The organism is Mycobacterium branderi, assembly GCF_010728725.1.
GTDB lineage: Bacteria > Actinomycetota > Actinomycetes > Mycobacteriales > Mycobacteriaceae > Mycobacterium > Mycobacterium branderi.
The window spans coordinates 3,915,036-3,931,273 of sequence record NZ_AP022606.1; the positions used below are offsets into that span (position 1 = coordinate 3,915,036).

Annotated in this window: 14 protein-coding genes and 1 pseudogene; 4 read left to right on the forward strand and 11 right to left on the reverse strand. The window is 66.5% G+C overall.

Going from position 1 to position 16,238, the window contains the following annotated elements; genetic code table 11:
• Positions 1 to 2: 2 nt before the first annotated feature.
• Positions 3 to 1,112 (forward strand): NAD(P)/FAD-dependent oxidoreductase, encoded by a 1,110-nt coding sequence (locus G6N47_RS19075; protein ID WP_083131850.1) that lies wholly within the window; start codon positions 3 to 5, stop codon positions 1,110 to 1,112.
• Here the strand turns inward: G6N47_RS19075 and G6N47_RS19080 are convergent.
• From G6N47_RS19080 to G6N47_RS19105, 6 genes are read right to left on the reverse strand one after another with little or no spacing between them, the layout of a single operon-like run.
• The gene (locus G6N47_RS19080; RefSeq protein WP_083131849.1) at positions 1,087 to 2,895 is read right to left on the reverse strand and encodes a fatty acyl-AMP ligase; all 1,809 of its coding nucleotides are present in this window, start codon (positions 2,893 to 2,895) and stop codon (positions 1,087 to 1,089) included. The two genes, G6N47_RS19075 and G6N47_RS19080, sit on opposite strands and share 26 nt — an antisense overlap.
• Before the next feature lie 60 nt (positions 2,896 to 2,955).
• The gene (locus G6N47_RS19085) at positions 2,956 to 3,777 is read right to left on the reverse strand and encodes an SAM-dependent methyltransferase (protein ID WP_083131848.1); all 822 of its coding nucleotides are present in this window, start codon (positions 3,775 to 3,777) and stop codon (positions 2,956 to 2,958) included.
• Between the two features lie 7 nt (positions 3,778 to 3,784).
• A complete protein-coding gene (locus G6N47_RS19090; RefSeq protein WP_083131847.1) occupies positions 3,785 to 4,645 on the reverse strand; it encodes a helix-turn-helix transcriptional regulator in 861 nt (286 codons plus the stop codon).
• On the reverse strand, positions 4,642 to 5,286 hold the full coding sequence (locus G6N47_RS19095; protein WP_083131846.1) for a hypothetical protein: 645 nt from the start codon (positions 5,284 to 5,286) through the stop codon (positions 4,642 to 4,644). The genes G6N47_RS19090 and G6N47_RS19095 overlap by 4 nt, the downstream gene beginning before the upstream one ends.
• 21 nt (positions 5,287 to 5,307) lie before the next feature.
• Entirely contained in the window at positions 5,308 to 5,655 is a 348-nt protein-coding gene (locus G6N47_RS19100; protein WP_083131845.1) for a hypothetical protein, read from the reverse strand.
• A gap of 43 nt (positions 5,656 to 5,698) precedes the next feature.
• Positions 5,699 to 6,475: a DUF3159 domain-containing protein gene (locus G6N47_RS19105; protein ID WP_083131844.1), complete on the reverse strand. Its 777-nt coding sequence runs from the start codon at positions 6,473 to 6,475 to the stop codon at positions 5,699 to 5,701.
• 78 nt (positions 6,476 to 6,553) lie between these two features.
• Between G6N47_RS19105 and G6N47_RS29745 the strand changes: the two genes are divergently transcribed.
• On the forward strand, positions 6,554 to 7,048 hold the full coding sequence (locus G6N47_RS29745; RefSeq protein WP_083131843.1) for a hypothetical protein: 495 nt from the start codon (positions 6,554 to 6,556) through the stop codon (positions 7,046 to 7,048).
• A gap of 7 nt (positions 7,049 to 7,055) precedes the next feature.
• Here G6N47_RS29745 and G6N47_RS19115 read toward each other — a convergent pair whose 3' ends face one another.
• On the reverse strand, positions 7,056 to 8,072 hold the full coding sequence (locus G6N47_RS19115) for an NADP-dependent oxidoreductase (RefSeq protein WP_083131842.1): 1,017 nt from the start codon (positions 8,070 to 8,072) through the stop codon (positions 7,056 to 7,058).
• A gap of 277 nt (positions 8,073 to 8,349) precedes the next feature.
• On the opposite strand from G6N47_RS19115, the gene aceA reads away from it, so the two are divergent.
• Positions 8,350 to 10,653, forward strand: a complete 2,304-nt coding sequence (gene aceA / locus G6N47_RS19120) for an isocitrate lyase ICL2 (protein WP_083131841.1) — start codon at positions 8,350 to 8,352, stop codon at positions 10,651 to 10,653.
• Positions 10,654 to 10,713: 60 nt separating this feature from the next.
• Here the strand turns inward: aceA and G6N47_RS19125 are convergent, their stop codons facing one another.
• The 4 genes and pseudogenes from G6N47_RS19125 to G6N47_RS19140 all read right to left on the reverse strand — a co-directional run bounded on the left by G6N47_RS19125 (position 10,714) and on the right by G6N47_RS19140 (position 14,584).
• Positions 10,714 to 11,877, reverse strand: coding sequence for an LLM class flavin-dependent oxidoreductase (locus G6N47_RS19125; RefSeq protein ID WP_083131840.1), 1,164 nt, complete (start codon positions 11,875 to 11,877; stop codon positions 10,714 to 10,716).
• A 91-nt stretch (positions 11,878 to 11,968) separates the two neighbouring features.
• Positions 11,969 to 12,406 (reverse strand): hypothetical protein, encoded by a 438-nt coding sequence (locus tag G6N47_RS29750; protein WP_139799492.1) that lies wholly within the window; start codon positions 12,404 to 12,406, stop codon positions 11,969 to 11,971.
• 206 nt (positions 12,407 to 12,612) lie between these two features.
• Entirely contained in the window at positions 12,613 to 13,500 is an 888-nt protein-coding gene (locus G6N47_RS19135) for a class I SAM-dependent methyltransferase (RefSeq protein WP_083131839.1), read from the reverse strand.
• A 14-nt stretch (positions 13,501 to 13,514) separates the two neighbouring features.
• Positions 13,515 to 14,584, reverse strand: a pseudogene (locus tag G6N47_RS19140) (IS110 family RNA-guided transposase).
• A 251-nt stretch (positions 14,585 to 14,835) separates the two neighbouring features.
• On the opposite strand from G6N47_RS19140, the gene pdxR reads away from it, so the two are divergent.
• Positions 14,836 to 16,236 carry a MocR-like pyridoxine biosynthesis transcription factor PdxR gene (pdxR, locus tag G6N47_RS19145; RefSeq protein WP_083132155.1) on the forward strand — a complete coding sequence of 467 codons (1,401 nt, stop codon included), beginning with the start codon at positions 14,836 to 14,838 and terminating at the stop codon, positions 16,234 to 16,236.
• Positions 16,237 to 16,238: the final 2 nt, after the last annotated feature.

Below are 16,238 nucleotides of genomic sequence, written 5' to 3' on the forward strand. Positions count from 1 at the left end.
GTGTGCGAAGCACCGATGTCGGGGTGATCGGCGCCGGAATAGTCGGGTTGGCCACCGCCTTCGCGCTGACCGAACGCGGCGTCTCGGTCACCGTGTACGAGCGCGGCGTGCCGGGGCAGGGTCAATCGGGTGGCCAGTCACGCATCTTTCGGCATGCCCACGACGATCCGCGGCTGGTTGCATTCGCCAAGACCAGCCGCTTGATGTGGGACGAGTGGGCCGATCGTTTCGGGGTCGAACTGGTCTCTGCTGACGGTGTGGTGGCGATGGGTCCGACCGCCGAGCGTCGCTTCGCCGTCCTGCACGACATGGGTGGGCTCGCGGTTCGCCGCATCGACGCGGGCGAACTGCGCGAGCGGCTACCTATTCTTGGCCATTTCGACGGTGTCGCGGTGCTCGACGAGCGCGGCGGCTCGATTCGCACGACGGCGGCCATTGCTGCGCTCACCGCCGCGCTTTCCGGCGATGTGATCGCCGACGAGGTGCTGCTCGTACGTCCCACCCTGGCCGGCACGGTCGAGGTCCGCGCCGGCGGTGTGACCGCCGAACACGACAGCGTGGTGGTGTGCGCCGGGCGCGGCACCGCTTCGCTTGCGCGCGGCGTCGGCCTGGCCTTGCCGGTGCGCACCGGCGCCCACGTTCGCCTCACCTACGACGTCCGCGGTGAGCCGCCGCCGACGCTGGCGTGCCTGCAGGACGGCAGCGGCGACTTCGGTGAAACCGGCGTCTATGCAGCGGCGGAGCCGGGCAACGGCCGTTACGCCGTCGGGCTCAGCAGCTACGTCGATGCGCCCGACGGTGGGCTACTGGATCCGGCGGCCCTGGCCCAACTTGCCGAGAGGGCAACCGGTTACGTCGAACGTGCTCTGCCCGGGCTTGACCCCCAGCCGGTCGACGTCCGTCATTGCTGGGTCACCGAATTACCCTGGGGACCAGACGGCGTGGGCGTCTGGGAGGCCGACGGCGTGTATTTCGTTGCGGGACACAATCTTTACAAGCATGCGCCGGCGCTTGGCCGGGCGCTGGCAGCGGCAGCGGCGGGCGACGGGTTGCGCGACGAGTTGCGGCCCGACGCCACGCTGGGCGCTACCGCGCCCCCAATGCGCCGCTGAGATATTCGACGCGGCAGGCGCGGCGGGCCAGCTTTCCGCTGGTGGTGCGCGGAATCGCACCGGCCGGCACGAACCGTAGGTCGCCGACTGTTAGCCCGTGGCGGTCCGTCACCGCTTTGCGGATCGCCTCGAGCGCCGGCTGCGGATCCGCGCGCGCCGTGCCCGCCGCACGTTCGGCGATGATCACCAGCCGTGGGCCGTCGTTGTCCGGGACGGTAAAGGCGGCGACGTAACCTTTCCGCACCATCGGTGAGGCCTCGGCAGCGGTGGCCTCGATGTCCTGCGGATAGTGGTTGCGGCCGTCGACGGTCACCAAATCGACAATCCGGCCCGTGATGTAGAGCTCCCCGTCCAGATAGGTGCCCAGATCCCCGGTCCGTAGCCAGGTGCCGTCAGTGCGTGAGCCGTCGGCATGGCTGCCTTCTGCGAGCCGGGCGTGCAGCGTCGCACCGAAGGCCAGCCGGGTTTCGTCGGGCCGGCCCCAGTAGCCCCGGCCAATGTTGTTGCCCTGCAACCAGATTTCGCCGACTTCAGCGTCGGGTAGTTCCTCGCCGGTGTCGGGGTTGACGATCACGGCCCACTGGCTGCGGGCGACCCGGCCGCAGCACACCTGCGCGACGGCGTTCGGGGCGTCTGGGGCGACGCGCACGGCATGCCCTGCGCCCAGTTGCTCACGGTCGACATACACCACCGACGCTTGTGCGCCCGGATCGATGGTCGAGACGAACAACGTTGCCTCCGCCATCCCGTACGACGGTTTGAACGCGGTGCGCGGCAACCCGTACGGCGCGAACGCCTCGTTGAACGCGGTGATCGCCTGGATGCTGACCGGTTCGGAACCGATGATCAGCACGACATTGCTCAGGTCGACGTCATCGCCTGGGGCAGGCAAGCCGCGTTGTGCGGTCCACTCGTAGGCGAAGTTCGGCGCGGCCGTTACTACCCGGCTGTGTCGCGACTCGGCGGCCAACGCATGAATCCAGCGCTGCGGGCGACGCACAAACGCGGTTGGCGACATCAGGGTCGAGTGTCCGCCGTATACCGCGGGAAAGCCGATCATCGACAGACCCATGTCGTGGTAGAGCGGTAACCAACTGACGCCGTGAGTGTTTCGGTCCAGCAGGTCGATCGAAAGGATCATCTGTATCAGGTTTGTACCCACGGCCCGGTGCGTGACCTCGACGCCGACCGGCGGCCGTGTCGAGCCGGACGTGTACTGCAGGTGGGAAATGGCGTCGATGTCGAGGCTGACAGGTACGAACGCATCGGCCGCCGAGTCGGGTATTTCATCGATCACGAGGATTTGCGGCCGCTGGTTGCGCGGCAACGTGTCCAGATAGGCACGGACGGCGTCGATCGCCGCAACCGTGGTCAGGACTACCGCCGGTTGGGCATCGCGAAGCGCGATGTCGAGTCGTTCGGCATGACCCGGCAATTCCGGCGCGAACAACGGAACTGCGATGGTTCCCGCCTTGACCGCTGCGTAGAACCCTGCGACATAGTCGAGGCCCTGCGGCGCGAGGATCGCTACTCGTTCACCCTGGGCTGCAACTTGTTGCAGGCGCGCGCCGATGGCCCGCAGTCGGATGCCGAACTCGATCCAGGTCAGTTCGTCGGCCTGTCCATCACTCGAACGGTTGTAGTCCAGGTAGCGATACGCGACCGCGTCACCGACATTGGCGATGTTGCGGTCGATCAGCGAAATCAGGTTGACATCCGCCGGCAGCGCGATACGGTCGTCGGCGTCCAGGCAGTCTTCGATCTGTAGCAAGCCCTGACCCATACGCGCAGTCTATTGACGCACAGCCACTTTGAGGTCGCTCAGCGGCAGCCGTGGTGCTAATCACCGCGTCGCCTCGACGAAATATCCTCGCGGCACATCCGGCACATTCATCGGCGTGACCGGCGCATACCACCGATTCCATTTATTGCCCGGCTCGGCGACGTCGGTCACGGTGGCCGACCAGCCCAGGCGGGCGGCCAGCTCGGCGGGCTCGTCGGTGGCGAACAGCCACGGCGCACCTTGCTCCGCCATCGCCTGCCGAACCGTCGCCATCATCGGCGAGTCCAACAGGGTCTTGCCGACAACGTCATACAACAGCACAGAATTCGGCGCAGATAACGCGTCCACCCGGGCGAACAACGTGCGCACGGCGCTCTCGTCGAGGTATTGCAGCAGGCCTTCGATCAACCAGGCCGTCGGCGTCTCGGGATCGAAGCCCGCCGACTGCAGGGCGCGGGGCCAGTCGTCGGACAGGTCGACGCCGACGGCCACCCGCCGACAGCGCGGCTGGTCATCGGCAAGCAGTTCCGCTTTGGCCGCGATCACCTCGGGCTGGTCGACCTCGTAGACGGTCGTGTCGTCCGGCCAGGGCAATCGGTAGGCCCGCGCATCCATTCCCGCCGCCAGGATCACGACCTGTTTGGCCATCTGCGTCGCCCGTAGCAAGGCCTCGTCCCAGAACCGGGTGCGGACCACGATCTGCATGGTGGACTGTTCACCGGATGAGGCAAGGGCTGATTCGAGCAGCTTCCGCCCCGTCTCCCCGGCCAATTTGGCTGCGAACGGATCGCTGAAAAGCCCGTCGTCGCGGGTCGATTCGTGGGCGCGGATGGCCGCCACCAGGAGCGCCGTGTTGGCTACTGCTTTGTGTGTGGTGTCCATGCGCCAATCATCTGGGTTTGAGCGCGGTCTGGCTTGTAAATTTTGGCCGTGCGAGTTCGACGTGACTCGGCAACCACGATCGACGGTGGGTGTACTGGCTGGGAGTCATCGCCGTGAAGGACCGAAACTCGCGCACGAAATGCGCCTGGTCGAAGTAGCCCAGATCGGCTGCGATCGTCGCGCCCTGCGCACCACCGGCGTTGAGCCGCTTCAGAGCGGCCTGCAATCGCCGCACCCGCAGATACGCCTTCGGCGCCAGACCCACCTCCGCGCGAAACAAAGCGGTGAGCCGCTTCGACGAAAGCCCGGTCAGCTCAAGGATATCGGCGACCCGCAACGACGGGCTGTGCTCGACCCGGCCCAACACCGTCGCCACGGCCGGATGCTGCCGACGATCATCACGCACTAAGCGACGCAGCAGGAATGACTCCAGCAAGGCAATCCGAGATGCCGCCGAAGAAGCCCCGACCAGCCGCTCTCGCAGCACTGTCCCCTTATTTCCCCACATCTCGGTGAGGCCGATACAGGAATTCTCCAGCTCCGCCAACGGGATTCCGGTGAACGGCAGCGCACCGCCCGGCCGGAAGTGGATCGTCATCACCGTCTGCGCGGCGTCGATGCGGGTGACATACGAGTCGATTCCGGCTCCGGCGATGAACGCCGGCGGCACGCCCAGCCGGGTGTGGCCGTCGGCGGCGTAGAAGTCGACGCATGAACGGCCGCCGACATCGACGACGACGGTGGCCGCTCCGCGTGGCAGCGCCCGACTGCGGTGCGGGTCGCCGGTCTCGCGCGCCCAGTACCCGAAGTAGTCGATGTAGTCGGCGAGCGGCGGTCGGGGCCGATGCAACTGCGGTCCGGCGGTCATTGACCGTCAATCTCGCCGGAGATTCCGCGCTCGATACTCGCCTGCGTCGCTGCCGGCAACACGATGAGGCCGTCGAGCTCTTTGCGGGCAACGTCATAGGCGTTCTGGCGCTCCTGCGGCGTTGCGCCGGCGTCGGATGCCACTCGCAGCAGATGTTCGGCCCGTGAAATGCGCTGCTGCTCGTCTCGGGAGAAGTTGTTGCGGCGCAGTCGTTTTGCCTCTGCTTCGGCAATGTTGAATGCGCTCACATAGTCTTCGACGGCGGCCTGGTAGCGGCCGGCTGCGTCGCTGTCGTCGAGCAGCTCCTCGGCTTTGGCCGGTCGCAGCAGGTCAGCCCGAAGCTTGGCCTTGTGGAAGTCGATCGTCAGCGGATGCCGCATGTCGGTCATGAGCGGGAATTCCAGAAGCTTCGTGAAGTCCAGTTCGTAGTCCAGCCAGCGCGTGTCCGTTCGGTCGTGCTCCGCGATGATGCGGGTGAGCGAGCGCCACCGGGCGGCCGGGTTGCCGGTGCCAGGCGCCCTGGGCTCGGGCCGGTTGCCTTGCTCTCGGACCCGGGTGAAGGCTTTGACCGCTGCGATGATCATCCCGGCCAGCGGCAGCGCCAGTACGAGGAACTCGGCCAACCGGAACAGCAAACCCACATGGCCAGGATGCCACCGACCTCACAACGGTGACTCGTGCATGACCAGCGTGATGAAGACGTAGGCCATGCACATGAGCAGGTTCAGGGAAGCCAGCACCAGCCCGGCGATTATCAGCCAATGGATGACATCGCGCCGTCTGCGCTTCAACCTCGCGTGACGCTGCTGGCGCATGATCTCCGTCGCAGTGAGCGCAAAGTTGACGTCGACCAATTCCTCGGAGAGGAAAGGCGCACCGGCCGCAATCTCCTGGAGCCGCGAGGCCGGAATCCCGACGCCCACGTCGGCGAACCGCCGGCTCATCCGTCGCGCCCGCCTGCGGCTGAGTGACGCGTGTCCCCCGTCCCACAGATTGGACGAGGCTGGCATAGCGATCACTTTAATGCGACGGGGCCCTTCGAGGCAGACCCGATTACGGCCGGGTCCGCTCGCGGACCTTGTAGGTCGCCGGCCACGATTTTCGGGAGTCGTCCCCCACCAAGGGCGTTCCCAGTCCCCCGACTTTGATGTCGTAGGCCTCCTTACCGGCGCCGACTTCACGCTTGACGTGTTCTTGAGCCAGGTAATACAGCTCGTCGATCGTCGCTTCGTCATAGGCGACGAACGTCGTCTTACGCGCGACAGCGTCCGACGCGCGCGTCATCGTGGCGAGCATGATGTTCGACGCGATGGCTGCCAGAGCCAGGAGCGCGATCGGGACGACCCAGTAGCAGATGAAGGACAAGGGCCTGGTCGAGTCGAGAATCGTGGCGTCGGCCAAGACCAGTGATGGGATCAGTGTCGACACCGTCATGGCGGCGAACACGACGATCCACATCCAGGTGAGCAACGTGGTGGCCCGGCCGAGTGCCTCGCTCTGGACCGCGTCGGCAGACTGGTCTGCCCGGACGGTCTGCGCGACGAACGGCTTGCCGACGAGCACTCCGGCCAGCGCCACCGCGAACAGCGCTGCGTGGCTCAGCGGCAGCAGCCATCGCTCATGGAATGACTGGCTCGTCGTGAACGTGAGAGCCGCTAGCACCACAAACGTTCCGACAGCCCCGATTTCGAGCGTGCCTCTGCGTGACCGCTCGAGCGCCCAGCCGGCGATGGCGACCGCCAAGGCGACCAACACCGAAACGGTGAAGGGAGCGTTAGCGACAAGTACCCAATAGACGATCCACGGCGCGAGGCCGACCAGAATTCCCACGATCGGTCAGTGTATGACCGTTCTGCGCTCGGCTATCGTTGGTGGCGTTCGGACTCTAACTCGGGGAGGCGATTGTCGATGCGGTACAACCCTCCCCCGAACTGGCCCAAGCCGCCGGAGGGTTGGGTGCCGCCACCTGACTGGTCGCCTGACCCGTCCTGGCCACCGCCGCCGAAGGGTTGGAAGCTCTGGGTCGAAGATCCCGCCGACTCGCAGAAGACCAAGTCCCGGCTGGAACGACTTCAACGCAGCGACGACGTGGAGTACTTCGGTAACGACCGGGCGTGGTCCGACGATTCGGAGGCGGTGGCGCCCGTCGGCCAGCTGAGCGCTGAGCCGTTGCCGGCAGGGCCTACGGAAGTCGCACCCGAGGACGTTTCCGTGCACCATCTCGGGCGTCGCGCCGCGATCCGGTGGGACGACGAGCGCAGATACGATCTCGGCACGATCGTCGCCGTGTCGGCCGATTCGGGGGCCATCAGCGTCAAACTCGCCGGGCTGGAAATGCCGGTTTCGTTTGCGCGCGAGGAATCGCGCCGTGGCGCCAATCCCCGCCTCTACGTGTGGATTTGACCGTCAGTCAGCCCGGTTCGCCGACCTTGACGAGCATCTTGCCGATGTTGGCCCCGGTGAAGAGCCCGTTGAGGGCGTCGACGCACGACTCGATGCCGTCGTAGACGGTCTCGCGGTGCCTGAGCAGGCCTTGTTGCTCCCACTGACGTAATGCGGCGAAGGCCTCGTCGAAGCGGCCCCATTCGTCGAGCGCGTTAAACCCTTGCATCAGCGCCGTTTTCGATAACAGGTTGACGTAGTTCGCCGGTCCCGGGTGCTCACCGGTCAGGTAGCTGGAGATGACGCCGCACAGCACGACTCGCGCCTTGGGTGCCAGCCGGCCCAGCACTGCGTCGAGGATCGGCCCGCCGACATTGTCGAAGTAGACGTCGACGCCCCGGGGGCAATGCTGCTTGAGGGCCGCCGCCAGGTCGCCCGCGCGGTAGTCGATGCAGGCGTCGAAACCGAAGTCGTCCACCACCGCCCGGCACTTCTCGGGCCCGCCCGCAATGCCCACCACCCGCGCGCCGGCGATCTTGGCGATCTGCCCGGCCACCGAGCCGGTGGCACCCCCCGCGGCGGAGACGACCACCGTCTCGCCCGGCTGGGGCCGACCGATGCCGGTCATCCCGAAGTAGGCGGTGGCGCCGGTGGGGCCGTAGACGGACATCACCGCGAGCTGGTCGACCAGCGGCCCGGGGACAGGTGTGGTGAACACGTCGTCGCGCACGATCACGTACTCCTGAAACCCCGTCAGTGTGGTCACCACGTCGCCGACGGCGTAGGCGTCGCAGTGGGTCTTGACCACCTCGCCGATCCCGGCCGCCCGGATGACCTCGCCCAGCTGCACCGGGGGCAGATAGCCCGGCTGGTCGTTGAGCCACGTCCGGACGGCGGCGTCGATTCCCACGTAGGTGGTGCGGACCAGCGCCTCGCCGTCGGCGGGTTCGGGCGCCGGCGAGCTGACCAGCTCGGTGTCCTCGGGCTGTACCAGACCGGTCGGGCGGCGACGTAGCACGATCTGACGGTTGGTGAGGTCGGGCACGCTGCGAACCTACCCAAGACGCAGCGTGACCCGTAAAGAGCCAGGGTTTTCTTAGTGTTGCGGTGTTGACATCGGGGTACTGCCCGAGGGGTGAACGGCATCGAAGGTCGAGCACACGATTGGCCCTATCCGCTTGTACACCAACGGTTTTGCGCACCCATGGCGACTCTGGTGCGCCGGCTTTTTGGGGGTATCCGACGAAACAACAGGCAGGACAACCCGCCAGGGCTAGACTCGTGTCGTCTGGGGGAATCGCGCTGAACAGGAGCGTAAAAACATGGCCACCACCATCGAAGCGGACACCGAGACCCGCACCCCGTACGACGACGATGTCGCAGCCACCCAGCGGTACTTCGACAGTCCGCGATTCGACGGCATCACCCGTCTTTACACCGCCCGCCAGGTCGTAGAGCAGCGCGGCACCATCCCCACTGACTACACCGTGGCCAGACAGGCGGCGGAGGCGTTCTACCAGCGGCTGCGCGAGCTCTTCGCCCAGCGCAAGAGCATCACCACCTTCGGCCCCTACTCGCCGGGGCAGGCGGTGACCATGAAGCGGATGGGCATCGAGGGCATCTACCTCGGGGGCTGGGCGACGTCTGCGAAGGGTTCCACGACCGAGGACCCGGGGCCCGACCTGGCCAGCTACCCGCTGAGCCAGGTGCCCGAGGAGGCCGCCGGCTTGGTGCGCGCCCTGCTGACCGCCGACCGCAACCAGGAGTACCTGCGCCAGCGCATGAGCGAAGCCGAGCGTGCCGCCACCCCCGCCGTCGACTTCCGGCCGTTCATCATCGCCGACGCCGACACCGGCCACGGTGGTGATCCACACGTCCGCAACCTGATCCGCCGGTTCGTCGAAGCCGGTGTGCCGGGATATCACATCGAAGACCAGCGCCCGGGCACCAAGAAGTGCGGCCATCAGGGCGGCAAGGTGCTCGTCCCGTCCGACGAACAGATCAAGCGGCTCAACACCGCCCGCTTCCAGCTCGACATCATGCGGGTGCCCGGGATCATCGTCGCGCGCACCGACGCCGAGGCGGGCAACCTGATCGACAGCCGCGCCGACGAGCGCGACCAGCCGTTCCTGCTCGGTGCGACCAACGTGAAGATCCCGTCGTACAAGTCGTGTTTCCTGGCGATGATGCGGCGCTTCTACGAGTTGGGCGTCAAGGAGCTCAACGGTCACCTGCTCTACGCGCTTCCGGACGGCGAGTACGCCGCCGCCGACGCTTGGCTGCAACGCCGGGGCATCGCCGATTTGATCGCCGAGGCGGCCGGTAAGTGGCAGCAGAACGGCACCCAGCAATCGCTCGATGCCCTCTACGACAAGGTCGAGGCGCGCTTCGTCGACGCGTGGGAAGACGACGCCGGGTTGATGACCTACGGCGAGGCCGTGGCCGAGGTGCTCGAATTCGCCGAGAGCGAGGACGAAGCCCGCGACATGAGCGCGGCCGAATGGCGCGAATTCGCCGCTCGCGCATCGCTTTACACCGCGCGGCAAAAGGCTAAGGAATTGGGCGCCGACGCCCGATGGGACTGCGAACTGGCCAAGACGCCCGAGGGGTATTACCAAGTGCGAGGCGGCATCCCGTATGCGATCGCCAAGTCGCTTGCGGCAGCGCCGTTCGCCGACCTGCTGTGGATGGAGACCAAGACGGCGGACCTCGCCGACGCGCGGGAGTTCGCCGAGGCCATCCACGCGCAATTCCCCGACAAGATGCTGGCCTACAACCTTTCACCATCGTTCAACTGGGACACCACCGGCATGACCGACGAGGAGATGCGAGCCTTCCCAGAAGAACTTGGCAAGTTGGGGTTCGTCTTCAACTTCATCACCTACGGCGGCCACCAGATCGACGGCCTGGCCGCCGAAGAGTTCGCCACCTCGCTGCGCCAGGACGGCATGCTGGCGTTGGCTCGCCTGCAGCGCCAGCTGCGTCTGGTCGAATCGCCGTATCGCACACCGCAAACGCTGGTCGGTGGGCCGCGCAGCGACGCTGCGTTGCTCGCCTCGTCGGGGCGCACGGCCACCACCAAGGCGATGGGCAAAGGCTCCACCCAGCACCAGCATCTCGTGCAGACCGAGGTGCCCAAGAAGCTGCTGGAGGAATGGCTGGCGATGTGGAGCGAGCACTACCAGCTCGGCGAGAAGCTGCGCGTGCAGCTGCGCCCGCAGCGCGCCGGCTCCGAGCTGCTCGAGCTGGTCATCTACCGGGAAGGAAGCGACGCCGAGGAGAAGCTCGCCAACGTGATCTTCGGCCAGTTCCAGGACCGGCACGAGGTCAACATCCTGACGGTGCGCGACCAGAACACCTTCGAAGAGAAGCTGCGTCAGAAGCGCCTGATGGATTTGATCCATCTCTGGCTGGTGACCCGGTTCAAGGCCGACTGGGTGCACTACGTCAGCCCCACCGAGGACAACCTGTACCAGACCGAAAAGATGAAGTCGCACGGCATCTTCAGCGACGTTCACCAAGAGGTCGGCGAGATCATCGTCGCCGAGGTGAACCATCCGCGCATCGAAGAGCTGCTGGCGCCCGACCGTGAGGCGCTGTGGCGGCTGATCCGCAAAGAAGACTAGCGGCCGCGAGATTGTGCCCAGGGTCGTGAATCCTCGAAAATCACGACCCTGCAAGCAATCTCACGGAGAACCGACTTCGTCTTGGTATTTCTTGGTCATGTGGTCGATGGCCTGAAGTTGGGTCTGGGCCAAGCCTTCTCGTACATCGCTGGCTCGCGCGGCGGCATCGAGGGTCGGTTGCGCCTGACCCTGGAAATGCGGCATCACCTCGGCGGCGAACAGTTCGGCGGAGCGTTTGGTGGCCGCAGGGTTCGCCCACTCGTGGGCCATCTGCAGCATGCAGCCGAATCCGCCGGACTGATCCCACAGCCGCTGCACCTGGGCCCGGGCCCGCTCCGGGGTGCCGATCACACCCGCGCCGTTGTCGTTGATGATGTCGATCATCTCGTCGAGCCGATCCCCCGGCATGGTCATCTGCGGGAACGCCGCCACCTTCTGGAAGTAGTGGAACCACGGCTCGATGCCGAATTTCACGTCGGCGCGGGCCTGCTCGTCGGTCTCGGCGATGTGGAAGGGCCCGACAAGGCTCCAGTTGCTGCGGTCGACGTGCGTGCCGAAGGCCGCGGCGCGCTCTTCGACAATGCCCCAGTGGTAGGCCAGCGCGTCGAAGCCTTCGATGGTCAGCGTCGCGCCGATCGACAACAGGCCGATGCCGTGCTTGCCGGCCAACCGCGCGCCGGTCGGCGACGCGACGGCGGCGACCGCCAGAGGGATGCCGCCGTCGGAATACGGGGCGAGCTGCAGCCGGGCGTCGAACAGCTCGTGGGTGGCGGTCTTGGCGCTGACCGTCTCCCCTGCCAGCAGCCGCACCACGATGTCGAGGTTGGTCTCCAGAAGCTCGCGGGTGTCGGTCGGATTCAGTCCGATCATCGCGGAATCGGTCGGCAGCGAGCCTGGTCCCATCCCGCCGATCACCCGGCCGTGGGTGAGGTGATCGAGCAGCATGAGCCGGTCGGCGACCCACAACGGATTGTGATATGCGAGCGAGATGACGCCGGTGCCGAACCGGATGCGTTGTGCGCGTTGGGCGGCCGCACCGATGAAGATCTCCGGCGAGCTGATGATCTCGCTGCCGGCCGAGTGGTGCTCGCCGATCCACACCTCGTCGAAGCCCAGCGCGTCGAGGTGCTCGATGAACTCAAGGTCACGTTGTAATGCCAGTGTCGGGTTGGTACCCGCGCGGTGAAACGGTGCGATGAAATATCCGAACCTGAGCTTGGCCATGGCCGAACCTTAGCCGCCCGGTGGCGACCAGTGCACGACCTTGATCGCGGTTATCGCGCCGAGTAGCTCCGCGCCGAACCCGAAGCCCAGATCACGGCCACCCGCCGCAGACGTTGCCGATGCAACCGCCGCCGCCGCCTGGGCCGCCGCCACCGCCACCGACGCCGGGAATCTGGCCACCGCCGCCACCGGGGCCGCCGCCGCCGGTCGGGCCACCCGGGATGCTTCCGCCGCCACCGCCGGGGCCGCCGCCACCAGTGGGTCCGCCGGGAATGCTTCCGCCGCCACCGCCGGGGCCGCCGCCGCCGGTAGGTCCGCCGGGCACGCCTCCGCCGCCACCTGGGCCGCCGGGCGCAGGTGCCGGCGCCGAAGACGGCGGGATCAAGCTCACGCTCGTTGTTGTCGTTGTTGTTGTCGTGGTTGTGGTGGATGTATGCCCGCCCTTTTCGCCGCCGCCACATCCGACCGCCAGTGACAGCACGGCGGCGCCGCCGAACAGCGCGAATGCGATTCTTGGTTGGGATTTCATCAGACCCTCACTCTCATCTCTAGCTCGCACTGTCAATTCAAGCCGGGCTGTCTGTACCCGCGATCTGCAAGAACAAAACGTGCTACCGGCGATCCGTTTCTATCGCACTTTCGGCTGCACCGTTTGCCGATCAACGACCTTCGCTTACGGGCGTTAAAAGTGTTTCGTTGCAGCTTGTGCCGCAAGCGAATTCGCTAAGTGCGATGTCAAATTCGGTGGCCGGTGGCGATTCCGAGCCAATCATCGCCGGACAATCCGCGGGCGTGCGCGGGGTCGTAACGCCGTAGAAGCAAGGACACCGTCGCGTGATCGGCGCCCTTGAACCCGTGGGCCGCCAGCAGCGCATCCAGTTCCGCGGCGGTGAAGCCGCTGCGGTACGGCTCGCCGCGCCGGGCCACCAGATGGGCCACTCGACGGGCGCTTTTCCAGCGGGGACGTGCCGTGATGACGTCGGCATCGATGTAGTCGACGACGAGCCGGCTGCCGGGCGCGCAGAGCGACGCCAGGTCACCCAGCGTCGTGTCGATCGCCTGGCCGGTTAAATATGGGCTGACGCCAAGCCACACGACGACGCTGGGCCGTGCGGGGTCGAAGCCGCTGCCGATCAGTCGCTTCTGCAGGACGTTCTCCTCGAAATCACATGGCACCCAGACTATTTGGGCATGGCTCGCCACCGGCAGCAGCTGTTCGGTGACCGGGCGCTTGTCCTTTTGGGTTGTCGGCGCATCAACCTCGAAGATCGTCACCGGCGCTGCGGCGTTCCGCAGACTGGTGGTGTCGAATCCTGCGCCGAGGAGCACGATCTGGTCGATGCCATCGCGGATGGCCGCCTCGCATACCGCGTCGGCATAGCGCACCCGCAACACGATGTGTGCATGCAGCCCGCCCCACCGCCGGTCGAACACCCGCAGGGCTGCGCCGGCAAGCGCCCGGTGCGCCAGCATCGCCCGCAATGCCGGGTGGCGGACAAAGTGACGCGAGTACGGGTCGTCGAGGAGCCGCCGACCCGGCGGCTGCAGCGCTTCCGCCGCCCGTTGGGCTGCGTTGATCTGCGCGGTCAAACTCGCCTTACGGTCCAGACGACGGCCGGCCATGCGTTTCTCCTATGTCAAGCCGCTGCGGGTTGGCAAGGCTGGGTTCGGTTTTGGTGGTCGGTGTTTAGGTGGCCGAAGACGACGCGGGCCAGGCGGCGTTTGAGGCAGCGCAGGGCTTCGGTTTTGGAGTCGCCGGCGGCGATGCGGTGCCGGTAGTAGGCCTGTCCGACGCCTGGAAGGCGGATCTGGGTGACGGCGATGCGGTGCAGGGCGGCGTTGAGTTGGCGGTTGCCCGAGCGGGTCATGCGCACCCGGCCGGCGGTATTGCCCGACCACACCGGGACGGGCGCCACTCCGGCATGGCGGGCAAAGGCGGCCTCGCTTTTGAACCGGGTTACCCCGGCGGCCTCGCCGACCAGTTTGGCAGCGGTCAACTCCCACAGCCCGGAAGGGAAAGCAGCGCTGGGGCGACGGCGCGGACACGCTCACCGATTCGTTTGGCCAACGCGTTGATGGTTTCGGTGAGCCGGGTGATGTCGGCAAGCTCATCGCGGGCGAGCTCGGCGACCAGTCCGGGCACGCTGGCCAGCCAGTCGCCCAGGATTCGGCGATGCTTAGGCAGGTCCAGCGAACGGGCCTTCGGGGCGTGTTCGGGATCGAGTTCATGCACCCGCCACAGCAACCGGTTGATCGTCGCGGTGCGTTGGGCCACAAGGACTTCGCGGCGATCCACCAATAACTTCAACTCCCGTGAGACCTCGTCATGCGAAGCGACCGGCAGATCCGGTTCGCGCAGAAACCCCCGCGCGACTGCTAACGCATCGATCGGGTCAGACTTGCCCCGCGTGCGCGCGCTAGCCCGGGTTTGGGCCATCAACTTCGGCGGCACCCGCACCACCTGTTGACCGGCGGTCAGCAGATCACGTTCCAGCCGCGCCGATAGGTGCCGGCAATCCTCGATCGCCCACACCACATCGGTGCCGAAGCGTTCCCGAGCCCACATCACCGCCTCGGCGTGCCCAGCCGTGGTGGCTTTGACGACCTTCTCGCCGAGCTTGCGGCCCACCTCGTCGACGGCGACGAACGTGTGGGTGCGCTTGTGCACATCGGCTCCAACAACAACCATGGAGGTTGCCTCCTTCACTGTGAGGTGACGGTTGGGCCGGTCGGCGGACAAACCTCAGTGGGGGCGATGCCACGCTCCTATCAAGTCACGCCGGCCGGTCCTTCACACCTGATGCCGACAAAACGCATGCACGCCAACCCGAAGGCGGCACCGACGCTACGAGCCAGACACCAGGTGATCAGGATCCAACCACCGCAACAAGCGGCGACCTCACCCTGACACTGACTCGACGCTACGACATCACCGGTCCAGATGTATGGTCCAATTCGATGCCAGAGTTATGGACCAGTTGGCCTGGTGACGTCGACTTGCACCTCGAGCTGCCGCCGGGGCATGGCCGGCGCGCGGCGCTCGAGGATGCGTTGCGCCAGGCAATCCGAGATGGCCGGTTAAGCCCCGGCGAACGGATGCCGTCCTCCCGCGCACTTGCCGCTCAACTCGGGGTTGCACGAGGAACGGTTGTCGATGCCTACGCGCAGCTGGCAGCCGAGGGTTACCTGCGCAGCCGGCCTGGCGCGGTCACGGAGGTGGCCCGCGGACCGGCTCTGCGCCTGCCGGATGCCCCGCCACCGATTCCGGCGCGCATCGTCGCCGATTTCCGCCTCGGTCGTCCTGATCTGAGCATGTTTCCGCGCGTGGAGTGGCTGCGCGCGCTGCGACGGGTCTTTCAGATCACGCCGCATTCGGATTTCGGGCCGCTGGATCCGCAAGGATCGCTGCGGCTGCGCACTGCGCTGTCCGGCTATCTGGGCCGGGCGCGCGGGGTGCTCACCACGCCCGAGCGTCTGGTGATCTGTAGCGGTTTCGCGCAGGCTCTGCGATTGATCTGCGACGCGTTGGCGGCCGCTGGGGCCCGGTCGGTCGCCCTGGAGAATCCGTGCCTTCCGGACCATCGCGCGACGGTCATTGCCAGCGGCCTGGACGTCGTGCCGCTCGGCGTCGACCACAGCGGCGCCCTCCCGGATGGTTTCACTGCGAAATCCGTTGCAGCGGCTGTGCTTACGCCGGCGCACCAGGCGCCGCTCGGTGCGACGCTCGCGGCCGACAGGCGCGCCGAGTTCTCGCGGATCGCCGCACAACGTAGCGCCTACCTGGTCGAGGACGACTACGACGGCGAGTTCCGTTACGACCGCCATCCCGTCGGCGCGCTGCAGGGGCTCGCCCCAGAACAGGTCATCTACGCGGGCAGTGCCAGCAAGAGCCTGGCGCCGGGAATCCGGTTGGGCTGGCTTGCCGTACCGGCCGACCTGCTCGACGCGGTGGTCGAGGCCAAGCGACGAGCCGATCGTGGCACCGACGTCCTTGCGCAGTTGGTCTTCGCGGAATTGATCGACTCAGGCGCTCTTGATCGTCATGTCCGACGGATGCGCCGACAGTATCGACGACGCCGGGATGCGCTGATGGCGACTCTCGCTCGTCATGCGCCCGCGATGCCGGTTCATGGCGTCGCCGCCGGTCTGCATGCCGTCGTGTCACTACCCGAACTAGCCACCGAGGCCGAAGTCCTCGCGGCTGCACAAAAGCGACACATCGCACTCACCGGCCTGGCGCCGTTTTGGCACTCCGAAAGCCAAGGCGCACAAGGACTCGTGCTGGGCTACGGCACACCGTTGGAAGCGGAATACCCGGTTGCGCTGGAACATCTCGGAGAGTTGTTGCGCGCCTGGTGATC